Origin of the sequence: Robertmurraya korlensis (assembly GCF_023715225.1) — a bacterium.
Lineage (GTDB): Bacteria > Bacillota > Bacilli > Bacillales > Cytobacillaceae > Robertmurraya_A.
This window is the reverse complement of record NZ_JAMBNS010000001.1, coordinates 145,061-166,960: the sequence shown is the minus strand read 5'-3', so window position 1 is coordinate 166,960 and position 21,900 is coordinate 145,061. Positions and strand designations below refer to the sequence as shown.

The window sequence follows — 21,900 nt, the reverse complement described above, 5'->3', positions numbered from 1 at the left end:
TTTACTCTGTATATCCCATAAGCAAACGGGCATAAGGTGAATCTGATGGCAGAACAATAACCGTTTCACCGTTAATTGTCTTTTTATACGATTCTAATGTTCTAAATAATTGATAGAAGCTTGGGTCTTTTGAGAACGCCTCATTATATACCTTTGCAGCTTGTGCTTCTCCCTCCGCACGTATTGTTTCGGCATCTGCTTGCGCCTTCGCTAGCGTTTCTTTTACCTGACGATCCGTATCTGCAATAATAATATTTTTCTGTGCATCCCCTATTGATAAATACTCCTGTGCCTTTGATTCACGTTCAGAGATCATCCGAGTGAATACCGACTGTTCGTTTTCCTTCGGGAGATCGGTTCTTTTCATACGCACATCCGTTACAACGATTCCGTAATTATCTTGTGAGAGGAGCTCGTTAACCTTCTCTGTAATTTTATCGTTTAAAGAACCTCTTGTAGACGCCTCATCATTAATGATTTCTTCGTAGTTTAACTTTCCAAGCTCTGATCGAACAACGGAGTAAATAAACTCCTCCATTCTTCCCTCAGCATTTTCAAGTGTTCTCGCATTCGAAATCATTTTTTTAGGATCTTCAATTTTCCAAACAGCATAATTGTCGATTAACATACGTTTTTTATCTTTCGTATTAATTTCAGCTTCATTTACATCATAAGTCATTTGATATTTTGGTAGAGTCGAAACACTTTGAACAAATGGGACTTTATAGCTTAGACCAGGAGTACTCTCGATTCGAACTACTTCACCAAATTGGCGAATCACTCGGTATTCTCCTTCCTTAACAACAAATAAGTTGGTGAGAGTGATTCCAATCAATAGAAGGATTAAAAGCGCGACCAATCCAAATTTAGTATAATTCCGCCATTTAAAACCATCTCCAGAACGCTCTTTCATATCAATTACATTTCCATCATTCATTGTTTCCACTCCCCTCTGCCTGAGGTTTTGCTTCTTCTTTTTCTAGAGGTCTAATCGGGAAATACTTCAATGTATCACCATCATCATTCATGATATAAATTTCTGTTCCTGGTAATACTTCCTCTAAGGTTTCTAACACAAGTCGTTGTCTAGTTACTTCAGGGTTATTTTTATACTCATCGTAGAGCTTATTAAAAACCGCTACATCCCCTCTAGCAATCTCGATCCTTGCTGATTGGTCCCCTTCAGCTCTTGAAATAAGAGCCGTCTTTTCCCCTTCAGCTTCATTGATTTTTTGATTTTGGTACTTTTTAGCCTCGTTAATCTTTGTATTCATCGTTTCACGAGCATCTGTAACATTGGTAAATGCTTTTCGAACTTCTTCATTTGGAAGTTCCACATCTTGCAGCTTCACCGCCATTATCGTAATCCCAATATCATATTTATCCATTAGCGTCGCCAGAAGCTCTCTGACACTTGCTTCTATTTCCGCTTTCCCAGAAGTTAAGGCATCATCAATTTTGGAGCTTCCTATAATACTACGAAGAGATGCTGAAGTGGCATCGCGTAATATCTCTTCTGGATTATCCGCATTATATAGGTATTTTGAAGGCGTTGTAATTTTCCATTGAACAACAAGATCTGCCAGAACGATATTTTCATCTCCAGTGATCATCTTTGTTTCATTATCGAATTCAACAATTTCTCCGTCTTTTTCTTCATAACCAAATTGTAAGCTAAATGTTTCCTTCGAAAGCTTCTCTACATTTTGAATAGGCCAAGGCATCTTAAAATGTAACCCAGGTTCTGTTATTCCTTCTTCTACCTTTCCAAAGGTTAATATAACAGCTTGTTCGGATTCATCAACCGTATACCACGTTGTAAAAACAACAAAACTCAATACTATGATTAAAAATATGAGACCTACCAGTGAATAAATTCTTTTTAAACTAAGCAACAACCTTCACCTCTTTCCCTTTAATAAGAACAGTTAATTGATATACGAATGTACGTGAAAAAGGTTTCAATAAAAAAAGAAAAGGTGAAAGCGGGGTTAGCTTTCACCTTTTCTTTAGGTCCTTGGATGAAGGGGTTTTCCCTTACGATATTACAGAACAATTATTAAGGAATATTATAGTAATTGTAAATGTACTGTAAAATTTGTCTCCAAGTCACCTGTGTTACTTAGGAATCTCTTTTAGTAGTTCAATAATGAAAGTGGTTCCTCTTCCAACCTTACTTTCCACTCGGATATTTCCTCTATGAGCCTCAATCAAATGCTTCACAATGGCTAAGCCTAGACCCGTACCTCCGGAGTTTCTACTTCTAGCACGATCCACTCGATAAAAACGTTCAAAGATTCTAGGAATTTCCTTTCGCTCAATTCCAATCCCGGTGTCTATTACTTTTATTCTTATCTTGCTTGTCCTCTCACGAACTTCGACCTTTACCGAACCCTCTTCCGGAGTGTAGGAAATGGCATTGGTTATTAGATTAATAAAAACTTGTTTTAATCTATATACATCACCTTCAACAAAGATCACTTCTTCCTCTGCTTCAAATTGAAGGTCAATTTTCTTTTCAAGTGCCTTACCTGCTAAGATGGGGAGAACTTCATTTAACACATCAACAATATTTATTTTTTGGATGGACAATTGAAAGCCTTGCTTCTCCATCTTCGAAAGGTCTAATAAATCTTGTATTAATGTTTGTAAACGATCGCTTTCTTTCAAGATAATCGTTAGGAATGCCTCTAATGTCTGTTTGTCCTCCATGGCTCCATCTAGTAAGGTCTCGGAAAATCCTTTTATAGAAGTAATAGGAGTTTTTAGCTCATGCGATACATTTGCAACAAAGTCTTTACGCATTTGTTCAAGCTTCTTAATCTCGGTAATATCATGGAAAACTAATAAAATCCCTTTCCAAACATCGTTTAATCCGATAATTGGAACACCATAAACTTCAAAGTGTCTTCTCTCAATCCCTACAGGTACAATTAGTTGTTTTCTAATTTTGTGCTCTGTCATAAAAATTTCTTCTATCAAATCACAGATGTCTTTTTGTTCAATCACTTCGTAGTAAAGCTTTTCCAAATACTCGTTTGATTCTATTTGAAAAATTTCTTTATACGTACGATTGACCAGATTAATATAGCCGCGGCTATCGATTAATATAAGTCCGCTTCCCATATTTTCAATTAAGGTCCCTAAGCGATCTTGTTGAATTTCCTTTGACTTCATGAGCTCCTGTAGGTTTCGCGCTAAAACATTAATCGAACTGCTTAGCATACCTGTTTCATCGGCATGATCCTCGTATGTTCTAGCACGATAATTTCCTTTTGCAAGCTCAATAGCTACATTGGTAGCAGATTCTATCGGCTTTGTGTACATGGTCGTTATTTTATAACCCAATAAAATAATGACAAATAACGCGATCCCAAGTGAAACCGTTAATATCCACCAGATCTGTTCGTATGCATTTTTTATTTCTGTTAGTTTCGTGCTTAATACAATGATTCCCTCAGCCTCATCATTAAAATCTATACTGTTCCAATAATAGTGAAGATTGTATCCTCCACCCACTTCAATTATCTCATCTTTTTTTTCTAATTGATTTTCAAAGATGGACTTTAGAACACTCTCATGCCTCTTATTACTCGTATTTTCAAGGGCGCCACTATCATAAACGACATTTCCATTTTTATCTAGTATCGTAATTCGAGAACTTAGTGTATCACTAAAATCGTTTATTCTATCTTTAGAAATGTGACTTATGCCACCAGTATCTTGAATATACGTAGAGACTAACTTTGTTTCCTGCTTCATCCTCCCATCAAAGGAATCAATATAGTATCCTTTGAACAGTTGTCCTAACAATAGGCCTAATCCAATTAGAACAATGAAAATAAGCATAATGAGGGCAAACAAAAGTCTCGTTCGAAATTTAATCATTCTCCCTTAGGCTCCTCCATCTTATAGCCTAAGCCTCGAATCGTTTTTATATAAACTGGTTTTTTTGTATTTTGTTCTATTTTCTCTCTTAAGTGGCTAATATGAACATCAACAATTCGCGTGTCTCCTGCAAAATCATAGTTCCATACCGCACTTAGCAGCTGATCTCGTGTTAGAACTCGTCCTTTGTGTCTTGCTAAATAGAGTAATAATTCGAATTCCTTGGGAGTGAGCTCTAATAATATATCTCCGGAATACGCCTCGTATTGTTCAGGATAAATTTTCAACTCTGCCACCTGAAGCACATCTTTTTCCTCTTCTTGTACTGCAACTGGTTCTGGTTGTACTTGGGTTCTTCTAAGAATTGCTTTGACTCTCGCTATGACTTCTCTTGGACTAAACGGTTTTGTCATGTAATCATCTGCACCTAGTTCAAGTCCTAGAACTTTGTCAAATTCATCGTCTTTTGCAGTCAACATAAGAATAGGCGTTAAGATTTTTTGTTGACGAAGTTGCTTACAAACTTCAATTCCATCAAGCTTCGGAAGCATTAAATCCAGAATAATTAAGTCTAGCTCCTGTTCCAAAGCAATATTTCGTCCTTCTTCCCCATCAGCAGCAGTTAAAACTTCATAACCAGCCTGTTGTAAATTGTACTGCAGGAGCGTTACAATTGACTGCTCATCATCGACTACAAGCACTCTTTTTTCCATAAAAGCCTCCACATTCACGTATTACCCCATCATCCACATCCATTATAATACATATTCATTTAATAAAGATAACATAAAATTCATAAAAAATAGACGTACTCTTAAAAAGCACGTCTACTTCCTGTTAAAAATTTTCCAAAGCATGACCATCTAATGCCTCAAGTTGATGAGGAGGACAAACAAGAAGGAGCCCTCTCAGTACTTGTTCTCCCTCTTCGTTTTTCCCTTCAACTGCGATTTCAATTGTATGATTACTTATACTTACCTCGGACACTTCGAACATGAAATCAATCATTTCATAATGATATACCGGTTTCACATATTCAATATCCTGTTTTAGAATATGGCTACCTGGCCCAGGCAAATATTTTGAAACAGCAGAAGTAATGATTCCGGTGAGCATAATACTTGGCACCAGCGGTTTTTTAAAAGGAGTTTGTGAAGCATAATCATGCTGAATATACAACGGGTTCGCATCATTCGTTAGACCAAGATATAGTAGTAAGTCCTTATCTTCAATCTTTTCTGTCAGAGAAAGTTTTTCTCCTCTAGAAATTTCATTAATTTTCCGGCCCATTTTTCTCTTTTTACCTAACAACATGCAGACGATACCTCCAGTAAATGAAATCGTTCTCATATCGATCTTATACCTTATTATAGCAAAAGCATAGAAGAACAAAAAATTCGGGGAAGAACCCCCGAATTTTCGATACGATTAAACTAAAACATCCATTACATTTCGTACAGCAGCTGCTGATTTATCTAATGCACTCTTTTCTTCATCTGTTAGCTCAAGCTCAATTACTTGTTCTATTCCGTTAGCTCCGAGGATCGTTGGTACCCCTAAATAGATTCCTTTATATCCATATTCACCCTCAAGGTAAGCAATAGATGGGAGAACACGACGCTGATCTTTTAAGATTGCTTCACACATTTCTACTAGAGAAGCAGCTGGTGCATAGTAAGCACTTCCATTTCCTAATAGGTTAACAATCTCTCCTCCACCTTTTCTCGTACGTTCAACAATAGCCTCTAAGCGTTCCTTCGGTAGTAATGTCTCCAATGGAATTCCACCTGCATATGAGTATCGAACAAGAGGGACCATATCGTCACCGTGGCCACCTAGTACAAAACCAGTTATGTCTTTAACAGATAAGTTTAACTCTTGGGCGACAAATGTACGGAAGCGTGCAGTATCTAGAACCCCTGATTGACCAATGACACGATTTTTCGGGAATCCAGTTTCTTGGAAAACAGTATATGTCATTGCATCCACTGGATTTGTTAATACGATAATCGTACAGTTTGGTGAATACTTAGCTACTTCAGATGCGACAGCTTTCATAACCTTTTGATTGGTTTGAACGAGATCATCACGACTCATCCCAGGTTTTCTAGCAATTCCAGCGGTAATAACAACAATATCAGAATCCTTAGTATCTGCATAATCTGCTGTGCCTGTAATATTTGCATCAAACCCTTGAACCGGACTTGCTTCAAGCATATCTAGAGCCTTTCCCTTTGTTGGATTTTCCATTTGCGGTATATCCAACAAAACGACATCTCCAAGTTCTTTTTGTGCAAGTAGAAAAGCTGTTGTAGCTCCAGTAAAGCCTCCACCAATTACCGAGATCTTTTTACGCTTCATTGACATAACCTTTTCCCCCTACATTTTAAAAGTCATTGTCCTAAGTCACTTTGCAGAAAAGCTAAACAATTATAAAAAGGCTGTTCTAGAAAGAACAGCCTCTAGAACAAATTACCCCATGTTCTTAATAAGCACATCTCCAAATTCTGAGCACTTCACTTCTGTTGCTCCGTCCATCAAACGTGCAAAGTCATAAGTAACCACTTTTGAAGCGATTGACTTCTCCATTGAATCGATGATTAACTTCGCTGCTTCATTCCAGCCTAGGTGTTCAAGCATTAATACACCAGAAAGAATAACAGATGAAGGGTTTACTTTATCTAATCCAGCATACTTAGGTGCTGTACCGTGTGTAGCTTCAAAAATAGCATGACCTGTTACATAGTTGATGTTTGCTCCAGGTGCAATTCCAATTCCACCTACTTGTGCAGCAAGTGCATCAGAAATATAGTCTCCGTTAAGGTTCATTGTAGCAACTACATCAAACTCACGTGGGCGAGTTAGAATTTGTTGAAGGAAAATATCTGCAATTGCATCCTTCACGATGATTTTCCCTTGAGCTTCTGCATCTGCTTGAGCTTGATTTGCAGCCTCTGTGCCTTGCTCATCTTTAATACGGTCATACTGTGCCCATGTGAACACTTTATCGCCGTATTCTCTCTCAACAAGCTCATAACCCCAGTTCTTAAACGCACCTTCAGTGAATTTCATGATGTTACCTTTATGAACTAGAGTTAGAGATTTACGTCCCTCTTTGATCGCATACTCAATTGCAGCACGAACTAAACGAGTAGTTCCTTCTTCAGACACTGGCTTGATCCCAATTCCTGATGTTTCTGGGAAGCGGATTTTATTAACTCCCATTTCATTTTGAAGGAAAGAAATAAGCTTTTTCACTTCATCTGAACCTTTTGCATACTCAATACCTGCGTAAATATCTTCTGTATTTTCACGGAAGATTACCATATCCGTATCTTGTGGACGTTTAACTGGAGAAGGAACGCCTTCAAACCAGCGAACTGGACGCAAGCATACATATAAATCTAGCTCTTGGCGTAGAGCAACATTCAGTGAACGAATTCCTCCACCAATTGGTGTTGTTAAAGGTCCTTTAATAGCAATCAAATATTCGTTTATTAACTCTAACGTTTCGTTTGGTAGCCATTCTCCTGTTTGATTGAACGCTTTTTCACCTGCAAGTACTTCTTTCCATACAATTTTCTTTTCACCGTTATAAGCTTTTTCAACAGCAGCATCAAGCACTCTTGAAGCAGCAGCCCAAATATCAGGACCCGTGCCGTCTCCTTCAATAAAAGGTACTACAGGATGATTTGGTACATTTAAGACTCCATTGGTTACAGTAATTTTTTCACCTTGCATAGTATAATTCTCCCTCCATTTTGTCTAACAGGATGCGCCACACTCAAGCTCAATCAATATGTATAAAAGATTTATATCCATTGCGGGCAACATCAGAATCAAAGGTTAGAGCCAAATGCCTCTAACCTCTCCTCTCTATTACAGCAATATTTTAGCTAAAAGTAAAATGCTGTATTCTATTTAATTTTAACCTCTTTGCTCAATTGCTACATATTTTTGCATTCCAGGACCAGTATAATCTGCTCTTGGACGAATCAATCGATTATTTTCATATTGTTCAAGAATATGAGCTAACCAACCGGAAACACGGCTTACTGCAAAGATTGGGGTAAATAAATCGTGGTCAATTCCTAAGCTATGATATACAGAAGCAGAGTAGAAGTCTACGTTTGGTGGAAGATTCTTTTCACCGGTTACAATGCTCTCAATTCTTGTAGACATATCAAACCAATGTGGTTCGCCTGTTAAGTTAGTGAGTTTCTCTGCCATAAGCTTTAAGTGTTTTGCACGAGGGTCTCCTTTTCTGTAAACACGGTGACCAAAGCCCATGATTTTTTCCTTGTTCGCTAATTTACCACGAACATAAGTATCAACATTTTCTAATGTTCCAATCTCAGTTAACATCTTCATTACAGCTTCATTTGCTCCACCATGTAAAGGACCTTTTAATGCTCCAATAGCTGATGTTACACCAGAGTATACATCTGATAAAGTTGCTACACATACACGTGCTGTGAATGTAGAGGCATTTAATTCATGATCTGCATGAAGGACGAGCGCCTTATTAAAAGCTTCGACTGCAATTGGTTCTGGCTCTTTTCCTGAAAGCAAGTAAAGAAAATTAGCTGCAAAGCTTAAGTCCGTTCTAGGTGGAATGGGCTCCAACCCTTTTCGAATACGCGCAAAAGCTGTCACAATTGCAGGCATCTTAGCTTGAAGACGAACTGCCTTGCGATAGTTTGCTTGCTCTTCCATTACATCACTTTCTTCATCATACAAACCTAAGAGCGAAACAGCCGTTCGAAGTGCAGCCATTGGGTGTACTTCGTTAATTGGATATAACTTAAAATGCTCGAGCACTTGTTTAGGTAGCTCTGCATTTACCGACAATTGGCTTTTTAACTCTGCTAATTCTTGCTGTGTAGGAAGCCTTCTATGCCAAAGAAGATAGATTACTTCTTCAAAGCTGGCATTCTCTGCTAAATCATCAATATCGTACCCTACGTATGTTAGTGTATCATCAATGATTGAACTTACAGAGGAAGTCGTAGCTACTACCCCTTCAAGACCACGTGTTGCTGTCATATTGACCCTCTCCTTTACAAAGTGATTCGCTAACCCTTCTAAACTCTCTGAGTTATTAAAATATTAACATTATAGATAACTATAAGACTATAAATTTTTTCACACCCATAAAAAGGATGCGCTTACAAGTCCTATTATAAACAATTATCTGACATTTGTGAACGAAAACCGCCTAAAATGTGAAAAAATTAATATTTTATTAGAAAAACTTAAGCCTAGTAATTCATAAAACTTATCACCTTTTAGAAGAGTTCAAAAAATTTCATGGCTAAATACGCGATACCCGCACCAATTAAAGGTCCAACAGCAACACCCTTAAAAAGAGAAACAGCCAAGATCGTTCCCAGCACAAGAGCGGTAGTAATATGGGGATCCTTCGCTAGTAGTGTTATACCACCTTTGGCTATTAACGCTACCGCCATTCCAGATATTAAAGCAATCCATGCATATGGCGATTTAAAGGCAGCCGTTAGGTCTTTAAAACCTATTTCACCACTTGCAATAGGGGCTAATACAGCGAAAGTGATGACCGTCACTCCCCAGTTAATTCCTTTTGATTGAATATAAGAAAATATTTTTGAATCCACACCTATTATTTTAAGTAACAGTAGTACCCCAACAGCAATAATTAAAGATTGGTTTTTTGCGATAAAACCAATTAGTAATAAAATGAGCAAAAAAAAGCTAGCTTGTGTTAGCAATCTTAAGGCCTCCTTTGTATAGACGTTATTTTACCATAGGAAAACTCAGCAAATAAACAATCGAACCAACTTTCTCAAAAGCCACTAGTTTTGTCGAAAAATAAGGATAAACATTATTCTCTATAAACAAAACTTTCCATATTCTTCATACGTAGGTAAAATAAAGAATAAGCAAGTTTAAGTCTACCATTTACTCTACTATTAGGAGGACGATTAATCTGAATCTCACCTATTTATTTAGAACTATGCGCTTTATGATCGTAATTGTTAGTATACTTCTATCTGTTTTTATCCTGATTCAAATTTCAAAGGTTACATACCCTTTTATCATCGGCCTTTTAATTGCTTTTATGCTAAATCCATTTGTGAATTTTTTAGAAAGCAAAGGCCGGTTACCTAGATCGCTTGCTGTTTTGATAGGGATTATCTTTATTTTTGCTTTATTTGCAGGATTCATTACTCTATTGATCGCAGAAATTGTGTCTGGTGCAGACTATTTAGCAGATGTTGTACCAAGACATTTAGATACTCTTATTAATTTTATCGAGGACTTTATCGCTGCACAAATTATTCCTCTTTATAACCAATTAACAAGCTTATTTAATTCATTAGACACGGGTCAGCAGGACACTATTTTAACGAATATACAAAATGTAGGAAGAACTATTGGGTCTACGATCGGTGATTTTATTCAAAGTTTCTTTGGAAATATACCGAATATCTTATCTTGGTTTCCGAATGCTGCAACAGTAGTCATATTCTCCTTGTTGGCAACTTTTTTCATTAGTAAAGATTGGTATCGTCTGTCTCGGTTTAGCAATAAGATGATTCCACATCGTGCAAAAAGCAGTACAAAGAGGGTGCTTGAAGACTTAAAGAAAGCCCTGTTTGGCTTTATAAAAGCCCAACTAACTTTAATCTCTATTACTACTGTGATTATCCTTATTGGGCTTCTGATTTTACGTGTAGATTATGCGATTACCATCGCACTTGTAACAGGATTAGTCGATATTATTCCTTACTTAGGAACAGGTGCTGTGTTTGTTCCGTGGATTATTTATGAGGCAATTGCTGGAGAAATGAGTTTAGCCATTGGCTTAGGAGTGTTGTATATCATAGTGCTTGTCCAACGACAGGTCATGGAGCCAAAAGTATTATCCTCAAACATAGGGCTTGATCCCCTTGCAACTTTAATCGCGTTATTTGTTGGGTTTAAATTAATTGGCTTTTTAGGGTTAATTGCAGGACCTGTGACCCTTGTAATTATCACAACCCTGCACCGTGCCAATGTATTTAAAGATGTCTGGTCCTTTATTAAGGGGAAAGAAGCATAAAAGTCCATTCTCATGAATGGACTTTTTCATTTAATAATCTTAATTCTTCCTTTATTCATCCAATTTTGGAATGCTTTGCTGAGTATGATTTTGAAGAATTTTCTTGTTGGAGGGGCTAGTAATAGGAAGCCTGTTGCATCTGTTATAAAACCTGGTGTTAATAGAAGCGTGCCACCGATAATAATACAAACTCCATCCAAGAGAACATCGCCAGGCATTTGACCTGATTGTAGGAGATGTTGAGCCTTTCTAATTGTGTCTAGTCCTTGTTGTTTTGCTAGGTAGGCACCAAGCAATCCTGTTAGTATGATGAGGGTTATGGTGGTCCAGATGCCAATGGTCTTACTTGATAATAACAAAAGACCGATTTCTGCTGCCGGAATAATAATTAAAAGTAAAACGATATAACGCAAAATAATCGCCTCCTAGTTGTCCTTTTATTATATGTGTATTCCTTAAAAACAGCAAAAAAGAAGCAGCCATTAGGCTACTTCTTCTCTTTTATTATAGAACGCTTGCGTGACCGTTATAAATGACACCATGAGAAGCATCAATTGTAATTTCTTGTCCATCCTTTAAGCTAGCAGTTGCACCTTCAGCACCAACGATTACAGGGATTCCAAGGCTAAGTCCTACTACTGCAGCATGGCTTGTTAAGCCACCTTCTTCTGTAACTAACGCACTGCATTTCTCAATTGCTGGAACCATATCAGCATCTGAGCCAATCGTAACAAGGATAGAACCTTCTGTTACTTTTTCTAATGCTTCTTTCGCTGAGTTAGCAATGACCACTTTACCAAAAGCTGTTTTTCTTCCAATTCCTTGAGCTTTTAATACTACATCGCCAACAACATGGATTTTCATTAAGTTTGTTGTACCTTTAACATTAACCGCTCCAGCAGTAATTACCACTAAATCTCCGCGAGAAACGATACCACTGTTTAAGCTTTCCTCTACCGCTGTATCAAGCATCTCGTCAGTCGTAGTGGCTTGTTTTCCGATTTGAGGATAAACCCCCCAAGCTAGTGATAAGCGACGAGATACACCGTCATCAGATGTAACAGCAACGATTGGAGCTTTTGGACGGTACTTGGAGATCATTCTAGCCGTATGACCACTTTCCGTAGGAGCAATGATCGCATTAGCATCGAGGTTCAATGCTGTGTGTGCAACAGATTGTCCAATTGCATCTGTAATATTATGCTCATTGTCTTTACTACGGTTAGATAAGATTTCTTTATGATCTAATGCTGATTCTGCGCGAGAAGCGATATTATGCATCGTTTGAACCGCTTCTACAGGATATACACCAGCAGCTGTTTCTCCTGAAAGCATTATAGCATCCGTTCCATCAAAGATGGCATTTGCTACGTCACTTGCCTCCGCTCTTGTTGGACGAGGGTTACGTTGCATAGAATCAAGCATTTGAGTTGCTGTAATAACCGGCTTCCCTTGTGCATTACATTTTTTAATTAAGCTTTTTTGAACAAGAGGTACCTCTTCTGCAGGAATTTCTACACCAAGGTCACCACGTGCAACCATTAGCCCATCGGAAATTTCAAGAATTTCGTCGATCTTGTCAACACCTTCTTGATTTTCAATTTTAGGAATAATGTGGATATGTGTTGCATTATGCTCCTCTAATAAACGACGAATTTCTAGTACATCTGATGCACGACGTACAAAGGAAGCAGCAATAAAGTCAATTCCTTGATCGATTCCAAAGATAATATCGTTTGCATCCTTTTCTGTTATTCCTGGCAGATTTACAGAAACACCTGGAACGTTTACACCTTTTTTATTTTTAAGTGTGCCCGTATTTAAAATTTTTGTATGAATTTCTCCAGCATTTCGGTCAATCTTAGTAACTTCTAAGCCGATTAAGCCGTCATCTAGTAAGATCTTTGAACCTTCGTGTACATCATCAATTAATCCAGGATATGTAATCGAGAATTTATCGACCGTTCCTTCAACCTCAGTCATTGAAACAATCACATGGTTGCCTGCAACTAATTCAATTGCACCATCCACCATATTATTTGTACGAATTTCTGGACCTTTGGTATCTAAAAGGATAGCAACCGTTTTTCCTGTTTGCTTTGCAGCTTCACGGATATTTCTAATACGAGCACCGTGTTCTTCATGGTCACCGTGAGAGAAGTTTAGACGAGCAACATTCATCCCAGCTTCAATCAGCTGTGTTAATTTTTCTACGCTTTCACTTGCTGGGCCTATAGTACAAACAATTTTCGTTTTACGCATACAATTGTGGACCTCCTAATATTTTAAAAACGTTAAATGGATAGCTCTTTTGACAAGTTGTACATACTTTGATTGACCGTATGTTTTCTAGTTAAGATTTCAATGATATCGTGGTCAATGAGTTCATTCTTTTCGATACCTACCGCTCTTCCACCCTTGCCTTCTAACAATAACTCAACTGCAAATGCTCCTAGACGACTAGCAAGTACTCTATCTGCTGCAGTAGGAGATCCACCGCGTTGAATATGTCCTAACACAGACACACGTGTGTCAAGATCGGTTGCATCCTTGATTTTCTTACTGAATTCATTACCGCTACAAACACCTTCTGCAACAATGATAATGCTATGTTTTTTGCCACGATCATGGCCACTTTTCAAACGAGCTGCAATCTCATCCATATCATACCCAACTTCTGGAATAATGATTGTTTCAGCTCCTCCTGCTAAACCAGCCCAAAGAGCAATATCGCCTGCATCTCGACCCATAACTTCAATGATAAAAGCTCGATCATGAGATGTCGCCGTATCACGAATTTTGTCAACTGCATCAATAACTGTATTTAGAGCCGTATCAAATCCGATTGTATAATCTGTACCTGGAATATCATTATCAATTGTTCCTGGCACGCCAATACAAGGGAAGCCTTGCTCAGTTAATGCTTTTGCACCTCTGTAGGATCCATCGCCACCAACGACAACTAAGCCTTCAATACCAAATTTCTTTAATTGTTCAATTCCTTTTTGCTGACCTTCTTTTGTTTTAAACTCCTCGCAACGAGCAGAATAAAGCATGGTTCCACCACGATGAATGATATCACCAACAGAACCTAGTTCTAATTTCTTGATATTTCCGCTAATTAAGCCTGAGTACCCATTATAAACGCCATAGACTTCCATATCATTAAAAATTGCCTTACGAACGACCGCACGTACAGCTGCGTTCATACCTGGTGAATCTCCACCACTAGTTAACACACCGATTCTTTTCAATGCAAATCACCTCTGTATTGGATTGTTGAAGTATTATGTATAGTTAGAAGATGAATAATACGACACGTGATGCACTACTATTATTTACAGAATACCCGGGAATATTTCTAAAATACCATGAAGAAACAATGTTCTCAACTCTATCATAAACATAAAATCAATAGACGAAATAGTTTTTTTATTGAAAGCGCTTAATACCATGCATTTTTTCTAAAAAAGTTCATAATTCTATTTTTACTGTCATTTAATTGGGATTTCTCTTAAAAAATAAGAAAAGAGTGTGTCGAAACACACTCATCCATTTACACCTATAAATTCATGCAAAAATGTATATTTACCCATGTTCTTGTATTTTTCATATCTTAATGCAAGCAGTTCATTTTCTTCTAGTTGTAACAACTGTTTTAAAGACTGTTGGATCGTTTCCCTAATGTTTTCTGCTTGAGCATTTACATCTTTATGGGCTCCACCTCGAACTTCAGAAATGATTTCATCAATTACTCCAAGTTCCTTTAAGTCTGGTGCAGTAATTTTCATCGTTTCCGCTGCTTGTTTAGCAAGAGAGGCATCCTTCCATAGAATAGCTGCAGCTCCTTCAGGAGAAATAACCGAATACGTTGAGTTTTCAAGCATATGGATATGATCACCCACACCAAGAGCTAGAGCTCCACCACTTCCACCTTCTCCAATGACAATACAAACAATAGGTACGGTTAAGCTTGCCATTTCAAATAGGTTTTTAGCAATTGCTTCGCTTTGACCTCTTTCTTCGGCAGCTTTTCCAGGATACGCACCCTTTGTATCAATAAAGCAAATGATCGGTCGATTGAATTTCTCCGCTTGCTTCATAAGTCTCAATGCCTTACGGTATCCTTCAGGATGTGGCATTCCAAAATTCCTGCGGATATTTTCCTTCGTATCTTTCCCTCGCTGATGACCAATAATAGTAACAGGCAAGCCTTGGAATTTCGCTACTCCTGCTACAATCGCTTCGTCATCTCCAAAAAAACGGTCCCCATGACATTCAATGAAATCAGAAAAGATAATGGATAGATAGTCAAGAGTAGTTGGCCTAGCAGGATGTCTCGCAATTTGTACTCTATCCCATGGCTTCATGTTGTCATAAATATCTTTTTCAAGCTTTTGAAGTCTTGCCTCAAGCTTTTCAATTTCATCTGACAAATCCACATCAGCACTCGCAGTAAATTCTTTTAATTCTGCAATTTTCTTTTTCAGCTCAATGACTGGTTTTTCGAATTCTAGTTCTCCAACCATTCTATTTCACCTCCAGGCGTATGAATATCAAGCAATGTTGAGATTTTCTCCCTCAAGTCACCTCTGGATATCACTGCATCTAGCTGACCATGCTTTAAAAGAAATTCTGCTGTTTGAAAATCCTCAGGAAGTTCTTCTCTTATGGTTTGTTCAATAATTCTTCTTCCCGCAAATCCAATTAATGCACCTGGTTCAGCAAAATTATAGTCACCAAGAGAAGCAAAGCTAGCAGATACTCCGCCAGTAGTTGGATGTGTCATGATTGATATGATGAGATTCCCTTCGTCGCTAAACTTTTTAAGTGCAACACTCGTCTTCGCCATCTGCATTAAGCTCAATACTCCCTCTTGCATCCTTGCTCCACCTGATGCAGTAAAGATGATAAATGGTATCGATAGCTCACCTGCTTTTTCAATCGCTCTCGTAATCTTCTCACCAACCACAGAACCCATGCTACCCATTCTAAAAGTAGAATCCATCACGGCAACAACCGCGTCATGACCTTCCACCTTACATACACCTGTCACAACAGCTTCATTTAAGTTTGTTTTCTGACGATCTTTTTCAAGCTTTTCGATATAATCGGGAAATCCAAGTGGGTTCTCAGAAATCATGTAACGATCAAGCTCAACAAAGCTTCCTTCGTCAATAAAACTATTCAGCCTCTCTTTTGAATTCATCGGGTGATGGTACCCACAGTGAGCACAAACCTTAAGATTCTTCATTAGCTCCTTGGAATACATGATTTTCTTACAGCTTGGACACTTGGTCATGATCCCTTCTGGGACATCTTGCTTTGCAGCTTCAGTTGGAATTGTTGCATATTTTTTCTTCTTTGATTTTGTAAATAAGTCTTTAATCGGCAAGCTTAAACCTCCCCAAATGTTTCTAATAATCTCAGTGGTCAGACCACTATAACGAAAAATAATGCCTTATTAGATGAAGGCTCGTCTAGTTCTTTTTATCATGTTAGTATAATATCACAGCAAATTCTGCAGTTATTTGTCGTTAGTCATTCGACAGTTTTCGTAATGAATAGTAGGCCCGAAGTACATCCGCCTCATTTCCACCTCGTAAGGCTTGAACGATTGAGGAGTAAAACGGATCCTTTCTCTCCATCTTCGGAAGCTTTAATGCATCGTAGTAATCATTTAATATCGACCAAATACGATAGAATAAATGATTATCTGCTAGCTCAACAATTTTTATAAAAAATTGATCGTCCGTAAACTCACAAGACTCAATCCAATCTTTTAATTCTTCTAGTTGCTTTTCATTATTTCTTCGGAGGATAAGTCTTAAACAATCGAGTTCAATTAAATATTTCGTTTCAATCACATCTTGTTTAGCTTTTGTATCTTGAAGCACAAATGTACCAAGAAGCTGCACAAGTTGGTTACTGCGAAAATCTCTTATAAAGGTACCTTCTCCTCGACGAGTCTCAATAAGTCCTAAGAGCTCTAAAGCTCTTAAAGCTTCACGAACAGAGGAGCGTCCTACATTAAGACGCTCACAAAGTTCTCGCTCTGATGGAATTTTATCACCGGGTGTTAAGCCATCCTGTTCAATCATATTGCGAAGCTGTTTGACAATTTCTAGATAAACCTTTGATCCTCGTTCCACTGGTTCAATACTCACTTTAAGATCACTCGCTCTTTCCAATAACGGAAAGCTGGCTAGTTCTTGCTTTAATCTCCAGCGGGTCAACCTTCATTCTGGCTACACCTGTTTCCATAGCTGCCTTTGCAACTGCTGCTGCTACCTCAGGCGCTACTCTCGCATCAAATGGGGCCGGAATCACGTAATCAGCGCTTAGCTCATCTTCTGAAACAAGACTAGCAATCGCTTCAACCGCTGCCACTTTCATTTTTTCATTAATATGTGTGGCTCTTACGTCTAAAGCACCTCTGAAGATTCCAGGGAAAGCTAGTACATTATTTACTTGGTTCGGGAAGTCAGAACGTCCTGTTCCGATTACCTTCGCTCCAGCTTTTTTTGCTTCTTCAGGCATGATCTCCGGTGTTGGATTCGCCATAGCGAAAATAATTGGATCCTCATTCATTGTTTGAATCATTTCACCCGTTAAGGCACCAGCAACGGATACTCCAATAAACACATCTGCACCTTTTAATGCGTCTGTAAGGCTACCTGTTTCTTGATTACGATTTGTATATTTGGCTATTTCATTTTTAATGTCGTTCATTCCAAATGGTCTGCCTTCATATATAGCCCCTTTAGTGTCACACATAATAATATCCCGTACACCATAGGTATATAGAAGTTTCATAATTGCAATCCCTGCAGCACCAGCTCCGTTAGCTACAACCTTGATTTCATTCATCGATTTGCCAACTAGCTTTAACGCATTCACTAAACCAGCAACTGTAACGATTGCCGTACCGTGCTGATCATCATGAAATACAGGTATATTGGTTTCCTTTTTTAGCCTCTCCTCAATCACAAAACAATTAGGAGCAGCAATATCTTCAAGGTTTATTCCCCCGAATGTTGGTTCTAATAACTTAACGGTCTCAATAATTTTTTCGACGTCAGTTGTTCCTAAGCAGATTGGAAATGCATCCACTCCTGCAAAGCTTTTGAACAATACAGCTTTTCCTTCCATAACCGGAAGTGCGGCTTCTGGACCGATGTTTCCTAGTCCAAGGACAGCTGTTCCATCAGAAACAACAGCAACCATATTCCCTTTCATCGTATAATCATAGACCGTTTCAGGCTTGTCATAAATTTCTTTACAAGGCTCGGCCACTCCTGGCGAATAGGCAAGACTTAGATCATTTGCATTCCTAACTTGAACTTTTGATTTTGACTCGAGCTTACCCTTGTTTACTCTGTGCATATGTAATGCTTCTTCACGTAAAGTCAAAATGCGTTCCACCCCTTAGTTAAAATAACTTTCTTTTCTCCATCCCCATCTAGTGGTCAGACCACGTATACTTACAACAATATAACATAATACAAAAGGATGTAAAGGCTAATTATTTCAAAATGACATTATCTGAACCTAGCAGCGATTCGATTTCCCTTAAGAGTACCGATGTGGGTTGTACATAATCCTCTTTACCAAGCCTTATACTTCTCCTGTTTTCTTCGTAGTAAAGAATAACAGGTGTTCCTCCAGTATGCCTGTTTAACAATTTCTTTAAAGCGTGCAAGAATTCACCTTGTTCTTGATGCTTTTGTATTTTTAGATATAGTACGTTATTACCTTCCTCCGCTTCTTCGTTTTTAACAACTTCCTTGGCCGATGCTATAATGAGTTGCTTTGCTCCATTTCGATCTTCGATTTTCCCGTCAAAGATTACAATATTTCCTTGTTGTAAAAGAATCGAATATCTTTTAAGAACAGTAGGAAACACAACCGCCTCCATATCACCACTTTGATCCGATACAGTCAAGAAAGCCATAGTTTCTCCCTTTTTTGTACGGATTTTCTTCAATTCAGTAATATACACCAAAACCCTAACGTTTCTTCCTTCGTTTGAAATGGAGGAAATGGCCGTTGCTTGTTCCAACTTTGCTTCTCTTTCATAAATCGAAACAGGATGGTCTGAAAGATATAAGCCTAGTGCCTCTTTTTCCTGCCTTAGTTTATCTTCAGCCCTTATCGGATCAACGTTTACATACTTTGGTTTCAGGAAAAACTCATCATCTGAAAATAAATCCCCCTGCTGGGCGTCATCCGGATTTACTAATTGCGCATGATCTAAAGCGACGTCAAGGCTAGCCAACAGCACCGCACGGTCCTCTCCGAATTCATCGAAGCTACCCGAATGGATGAGCGATTCTAATGCCTTGCGGTTTACTGATTTAGCTGACACTCGAATACAAAAATCAAACAAGTCCGTAAATTTCTTGCTTTTTCTAGCGGCGAACAAGCCCTTTAAAGCTGCCACACCTATGCCCTTAATGGCTGTAAGACTATAGCGAATACCATGATTTTCCACTAAGAAGGTATAGCCGCTTTTATTAATGGATGGCGGCAACAATTGAATATCCATTTCTCGACATTCTTTTATATATTGAGCGATTTTTGACTCGTTACCGATTACTGAAGATAATAACGCAGCCATAAAATACACAGGATATTTCGCCTTAAGGTATGCAAGTTGATACGCAATCACACTATATGCAACCGCATGGCTCCTATTAAAACCATAATTTGCAAATTTTACGATAAGATCATATACCTCATTGGCAATGCTTGTCTCATATCCTTTTGTGATTGCTCCTTCAACGAAATGCTGTCTTTCTTTATCAAGGATTTCTTTTTTCTTTTTTCCAACTGCTCTTCTTAATAAGTCAGCCTCACCTAAGCTAAAGCCTGCCATCGTAGAAGCAATTTGCATGATTTGTTCTTGATACACGATGATTCCATACGTATTTTCAAGAATCGGCTTCAAATCTTCATGCAAATACGAAATATGTTCTTTCCCATGCTTTCTATCGATAAACATCGGAATATTTTCCATTGGTCCGGGACGGTATAGAGCGTTTACCGCAACAATATCTTCAAAATTGGTTGGCTTTAACCGTTTTAATACGTTTCTCATCCCTTCAGACTCTAATTGGAATACACCCGTCGTTTCTCCACGACTTAACATGGAATACGTATCCTGATCATCCAAAGGAATCGTTTTAATATCAAGATTGATCCTTGCTCTCTTTTTTATCATATCAATAATAGATTCTATGAGTGTTAAATTCCTTAAGCCCAGAAAATCCATTTTTAAAAGTCCAACCTCTTCCAGATCGTCCATCGCAAACTGAGTGAGATACACAGATTGACTGCCCTCACTTATGGGGACAGTGTTAACAAGCGGTTCTTCAGATATCACTACCCCAGCTGCATGGGTTGAAGTGTGCCTTGGAAGACCCTCTAGCTTCACTGCTGTTTCAAACAGTTTTTGGTTAGTAGAAGATTCATTGACAAATGCACGGAGCCTTTCCGACTGAGCATATGCGCCTTTTAATGATATACCCAGTTGCGAAGGTACCGTTCTGGACAGACCTTCGAGCTCCTTTGTATTTAATCCAAAAGCTCTACCAACATCACGAAGGGCCGCTTTTGCTGCCAACGTACCAAAAGTAACGATTTGAGCCACATGTGCTTCTCCGTACTTGTTAGCAACATACTCTATCACCTCATCGCGGCGATGATCTGGAAAATCGATATCGATATCTGGCATTGTAATTCGTTCTGGATTTAAAAACCTTTCAAATAATAAATTGTATTTTAACGGGTCAACATCCGTAATGTACAACACATATGACACCAATGATCCTGCTGCCGAGCCTCTACCAGGACCAGTTAATATATGCTGCTCACGTGAAAAACTCATAAAATCCCAAACAATTAAAAAATAATCCGCAAATTTCATTTTCTTTATTACGCTTAATTCGTATCGTAATCGATTTGTGTGTGATTCGGTTACATGGCTGTACCTTTCAGTAAGTCCTTTCATGCAAAGCTTTTCTAACAATCCTTCTGCCGTTTCCCCCTCTGGCGTTGGGTACTTAGGAAGCTTTTGCTTATGTAACTCCACCATAACATTACAATCTTCAGCAATTCGCCATGTATTTTCTAGCGCTTCAGGGAAATCTGTAAAAAGTTCAACCATCTCTGAGCTCGTTTTTAAATAATATTGGTCTGTCTCCAAACGTTCCCTGTCATCATCCTGTAACTTCTCCCCATTTTTTATGGCTAACAAACACTCATGGGAAAATGAATCAGACTGTTGTAAATATCGAACATCATTTGTAACGACTGTTTGTACCGAATGAGAGTTCCCTAGATCCACGACTTTGTTTAAAAGACTTGTTTCAGCAGGAACATGATGATTTTGCAAAGACAGATAAAAGCTATCTTGTCCAAATATATGCTTATATAACTCCACACATTTTGCTGCTTTTTCTTCGTTATTTTCTATTAAATACGATTCGATTTCTCCCGCACGGCCAGGTGAGATAGCAAATAATCCCGCTGCGTAATGTCTAAGCCATTTTAATGGAATACCTTCCTTTGACTTCGTTTGTACAACACTAGAAATTTTCATTAAGTTTTGGAATCCCACTTGATTTTTCGCTAAAAGTACAAGCGGGTATGTCCTATTGAAAGTTATTTCACTTTGAACATCGACTGTAAGTCCAATAATCGGTTTCATCTCATGCTTCAAGCATTGTTTATAAAAGGTGACTGCCCCATGCATGATATTGTAATCAGTTAATGCAAGCATCGTAAATCCCTTTTCTTTTGCTCCTTTTACCAATTGTTCAACGGAAGCTGTGCTTGATAATAAAGTAAACGCACTTTGCACTTGAAGGTGAACAAACGACATCTATATCACACCCTAACTGCTTCATTCTTCTTTTATTATATGGGCA

General features: G+C 38.2%; 18 protein-coding genes. 1 reads left to right on the top strand and 17 read right to left on the bottom strand.

Annotated elements, in window-relative coordinates:
- Position 1: 1 nt before the first annotated feature.
- The 9 genes from hflC to M3175_RS00845 form a co-directional block, all read right to left on the bottom strand.
- The gene (gene hflC / locus M3175_RS00885; protein WP_251513627.1) at positions 2–937 is read right to left on the bottom strand and encodes a protease modulator HflC; all 936 of its coding nucleotides are present in this window, start codon (positions 935–937) and stop codon (positions 2–4) included.
- The gene (gene hflK / locus M3175_RS00880) at positions 930–1,895 is read right to left on the bottom strand and encodes an FtsH protease activity modulator HflK (protein ID WP_251513625.1); all 966 of its coding nucleotides are present in this window, start codon (positions 1,893–1,895) and stop codon (positions 930–932) included. The genes hflC and hflK overlap by 8 nt, the downstream gene beginning before the upstream one ends.
- A 223-nt stretch (positions 1,896–2,118) precedes the next feature.
- On the bottom strand, positions 2,119–3,888 hold the full coding sequence (gene pnpS, locus M3175_RS00875) for a two-component system histidine kinase PnpS (RefSeq protein ID WP_251513622.1): 1,770 nt from the start codon (positions 3,886–3,888) through the stop codon (positions 2,119–2,121).
- Complete coding sequence (locus M3175_RS00870; RefSeq protein ID WP_251513619.1) at positions 3,885–4,601, bottom strand: response regulator transcription factor; 717 nt, start codon at positions 4,599–4,601, stop codon at positions 3,885–3,887. Before M3175_RS00870 ends, pnpS begins: the two co-directional genes overlap by 4 nt.
- 124 nt (positions 4,602–4,725) lie before the next feature.
- The gene (locus M3175_RS00865) at positions 4,726–5,202 is read right to left on the bottom strand and encodes a MaoC/PaaZ C-terminal domain-containing protein (RefSeq protein WP_251513617.1); all 477 of its coding nucleotides are present in this window, start codon (positions 5,200–5,202) and stop codon (positions 4,726–4,728) included.
- A gap of 114 nt (positions 5,203–5,316) precedes the next feature.
- On the bottom strand, positions 5,317–6,255 hold the full coding sequence (mdh, locus tag M3175_RS00860; RefSeq protein ID WP_119709362.1) for a malate dehydrogenase: 939 nt from the start codon (positions 6,253–6,255) through the stop codon (positions 5,317–5,319).
- Positions 6,256–6,360: 105 nt separating this feature from the next.
- Positions 6,361–7,629 carry an NADP-dependent isocitrate dehydrogenase gene (gene icd / locus M3175_RS00855; protein ID WP_251513615.1) on the bottom strand — a complete coding sequence of 423 codons (1,269 nt, stop codon included), beginning with the start codon at positions 7,627–7,629 and terminating at the stop codon, positions 6,361–6,363.
- A 186-nt stretch (positions 7,630–7,815) separates the two neighbouring features.
- The gene (gene citZ, locus M3175_RS00850) at positions 7,816–8,934 is read right to left on the bottom strand and encodes a citrate synthase (RefSeq protein WP_251513613.1); all 1,119 of its coding nucleotides are present in this window, start codon (positions 8,932–8,934) and stop codon (positions 7,816–7,818) included.
- A gap of 242 nt (positions 8,935–9,176) precedes the next feature.
- Positions 9,177–9,635 (bottom strand): DUF441 domain-containing protein, encoded by a 459-nt coding sequence (locus M3175_RS00845; RefSeq protein ID WP_251513611.1) that lies wholly within the window; start codon positions 9,633–9,635, stop codon positions 9,177–9,179.
- Positions 9,636–9,880: 245 nt separating this feature from the next.
- On the opposite strand from M3175_RS00845, the gene ytvI reads away from it, so the two are divergent.
- Complete coding sequence (gene ytvI / locus M3175_RS00840; protein WP_371321642.1) at positions 9,881–10,969, top strand: sporulation integral membrane protein YtvI; 1,089 nt, start codon at positions 9,881–9,883, stop codon at positions 10,967–10,969.
- A gap of 26 nt (positions 10,970–10,995) precedes the next feature.
- On the opposite strand, the gene M3175_RS00835 is transcribed toward ytvI, so the two are convergent.
- The 8 genes from M3175_RS00835 to dnaE form a co-directional block, all read right to left on the bottom strand.
- Entirely contained in the window at positions 10,996–11,382 is a 387-nt protein-coding gene (locus tag M3175_RS00835) for an FxsA family protein (protein WP_251513608.1), read from the bottom strand.
- A gap of 91 nt (positions 11,383–11,473) precedes the next feature.
- On the bottom strand, positions 11,474–13,231 hold the full coding sequence (gene pyk / locus M3175_RS00830) for a pyruvate kinase (RefSeq protein ID WP_251513607.1): 1,758 nt from the start codon (positions 13,229–13,231) through the stop codon (positions 11,474–11,476).
- A gap of 32 nt (positions 13,232–13,263) precedes the next feature.
- Complete coding sequence (gene pfkA / locus M3175_RS00825) at positions 13,264–14,223, bottom strand: 6-phosphofructokinase (protein ID WP_251513605.1); 960 nt, start codon at positions 14,221–14,223, stop codon at positions 13,264–13,266.
- Positions 14,224–14,517: 294 nt separating this feature from the next.
- Positions 14,518–15,498, bottom strand: coding sequence for an acetyl-CoA carboxylase carboxyl transferase subunit alpha (gene accA, locus M3175_RS00820; protein WP_251513603.1), 981 nt, complete (start codon positions 15,496–15,498; stop codon positions 14,518–14,520).
- Positions 15,483–16,364, bottom strand: a complete 882-nt coding sequence (gene accD / locus M3175_RS00815; RefSeq protein WP_251513602.1) for an acetyl-CoA carboxylase, carboxyltransferase subunit beta — start codon at positions 16,362–16,364, stop codon at positions 15,483–15,485. The genes accA and accD overlap by 16 nt, the downstream gene beginning before the upstream one ends.
- Positions 16,365–16,506: 142 nt before the next feature.
- Positions 16,507–17,070 carry a FadR/GntR family transcriptional regulator gene (locus M3175_RS00810; protein ID WP_251515207.1) on the bottom strand — a complete coding sequence of 188 codons (564 nt, stop codon included), beginning with the start codon at positions 17,068–17,070 and terminating at the stop codon, positions 16,507–16,509.
- A 73-nt stretch (positions 17,071–17,143) separates the two neighbouring features.
- Complete coding sequence (ystJ, locus tag M3175_RS00805) at positions 17,144–18,382, bottom strand: NADP-dependent malic enzyme (RefSeq protein WP_251513600.1); 1,239 nt, start codon at positions 18,380–18,382, stop codon at positions 17,144–17,146.
- 112 nt (positions 18,383–18,494) lie between these two features.
- Positions 18,495–21,854 carry a DNA polymerase III subunit alpha gene (gene dnaE, locus M3175_RS00800; RefSeq protein ID WP_251513599.1) on the bottom strand — a complete coding sequence of 1,120 codons (3,360 nt, stop codon included), beginning with the start codon at positions 21,852–21,854 and terminating at the stop codon, positions 18,495–18,497.
- Positions 21,855–21,900: the final 46 nt, after the last annotated feature.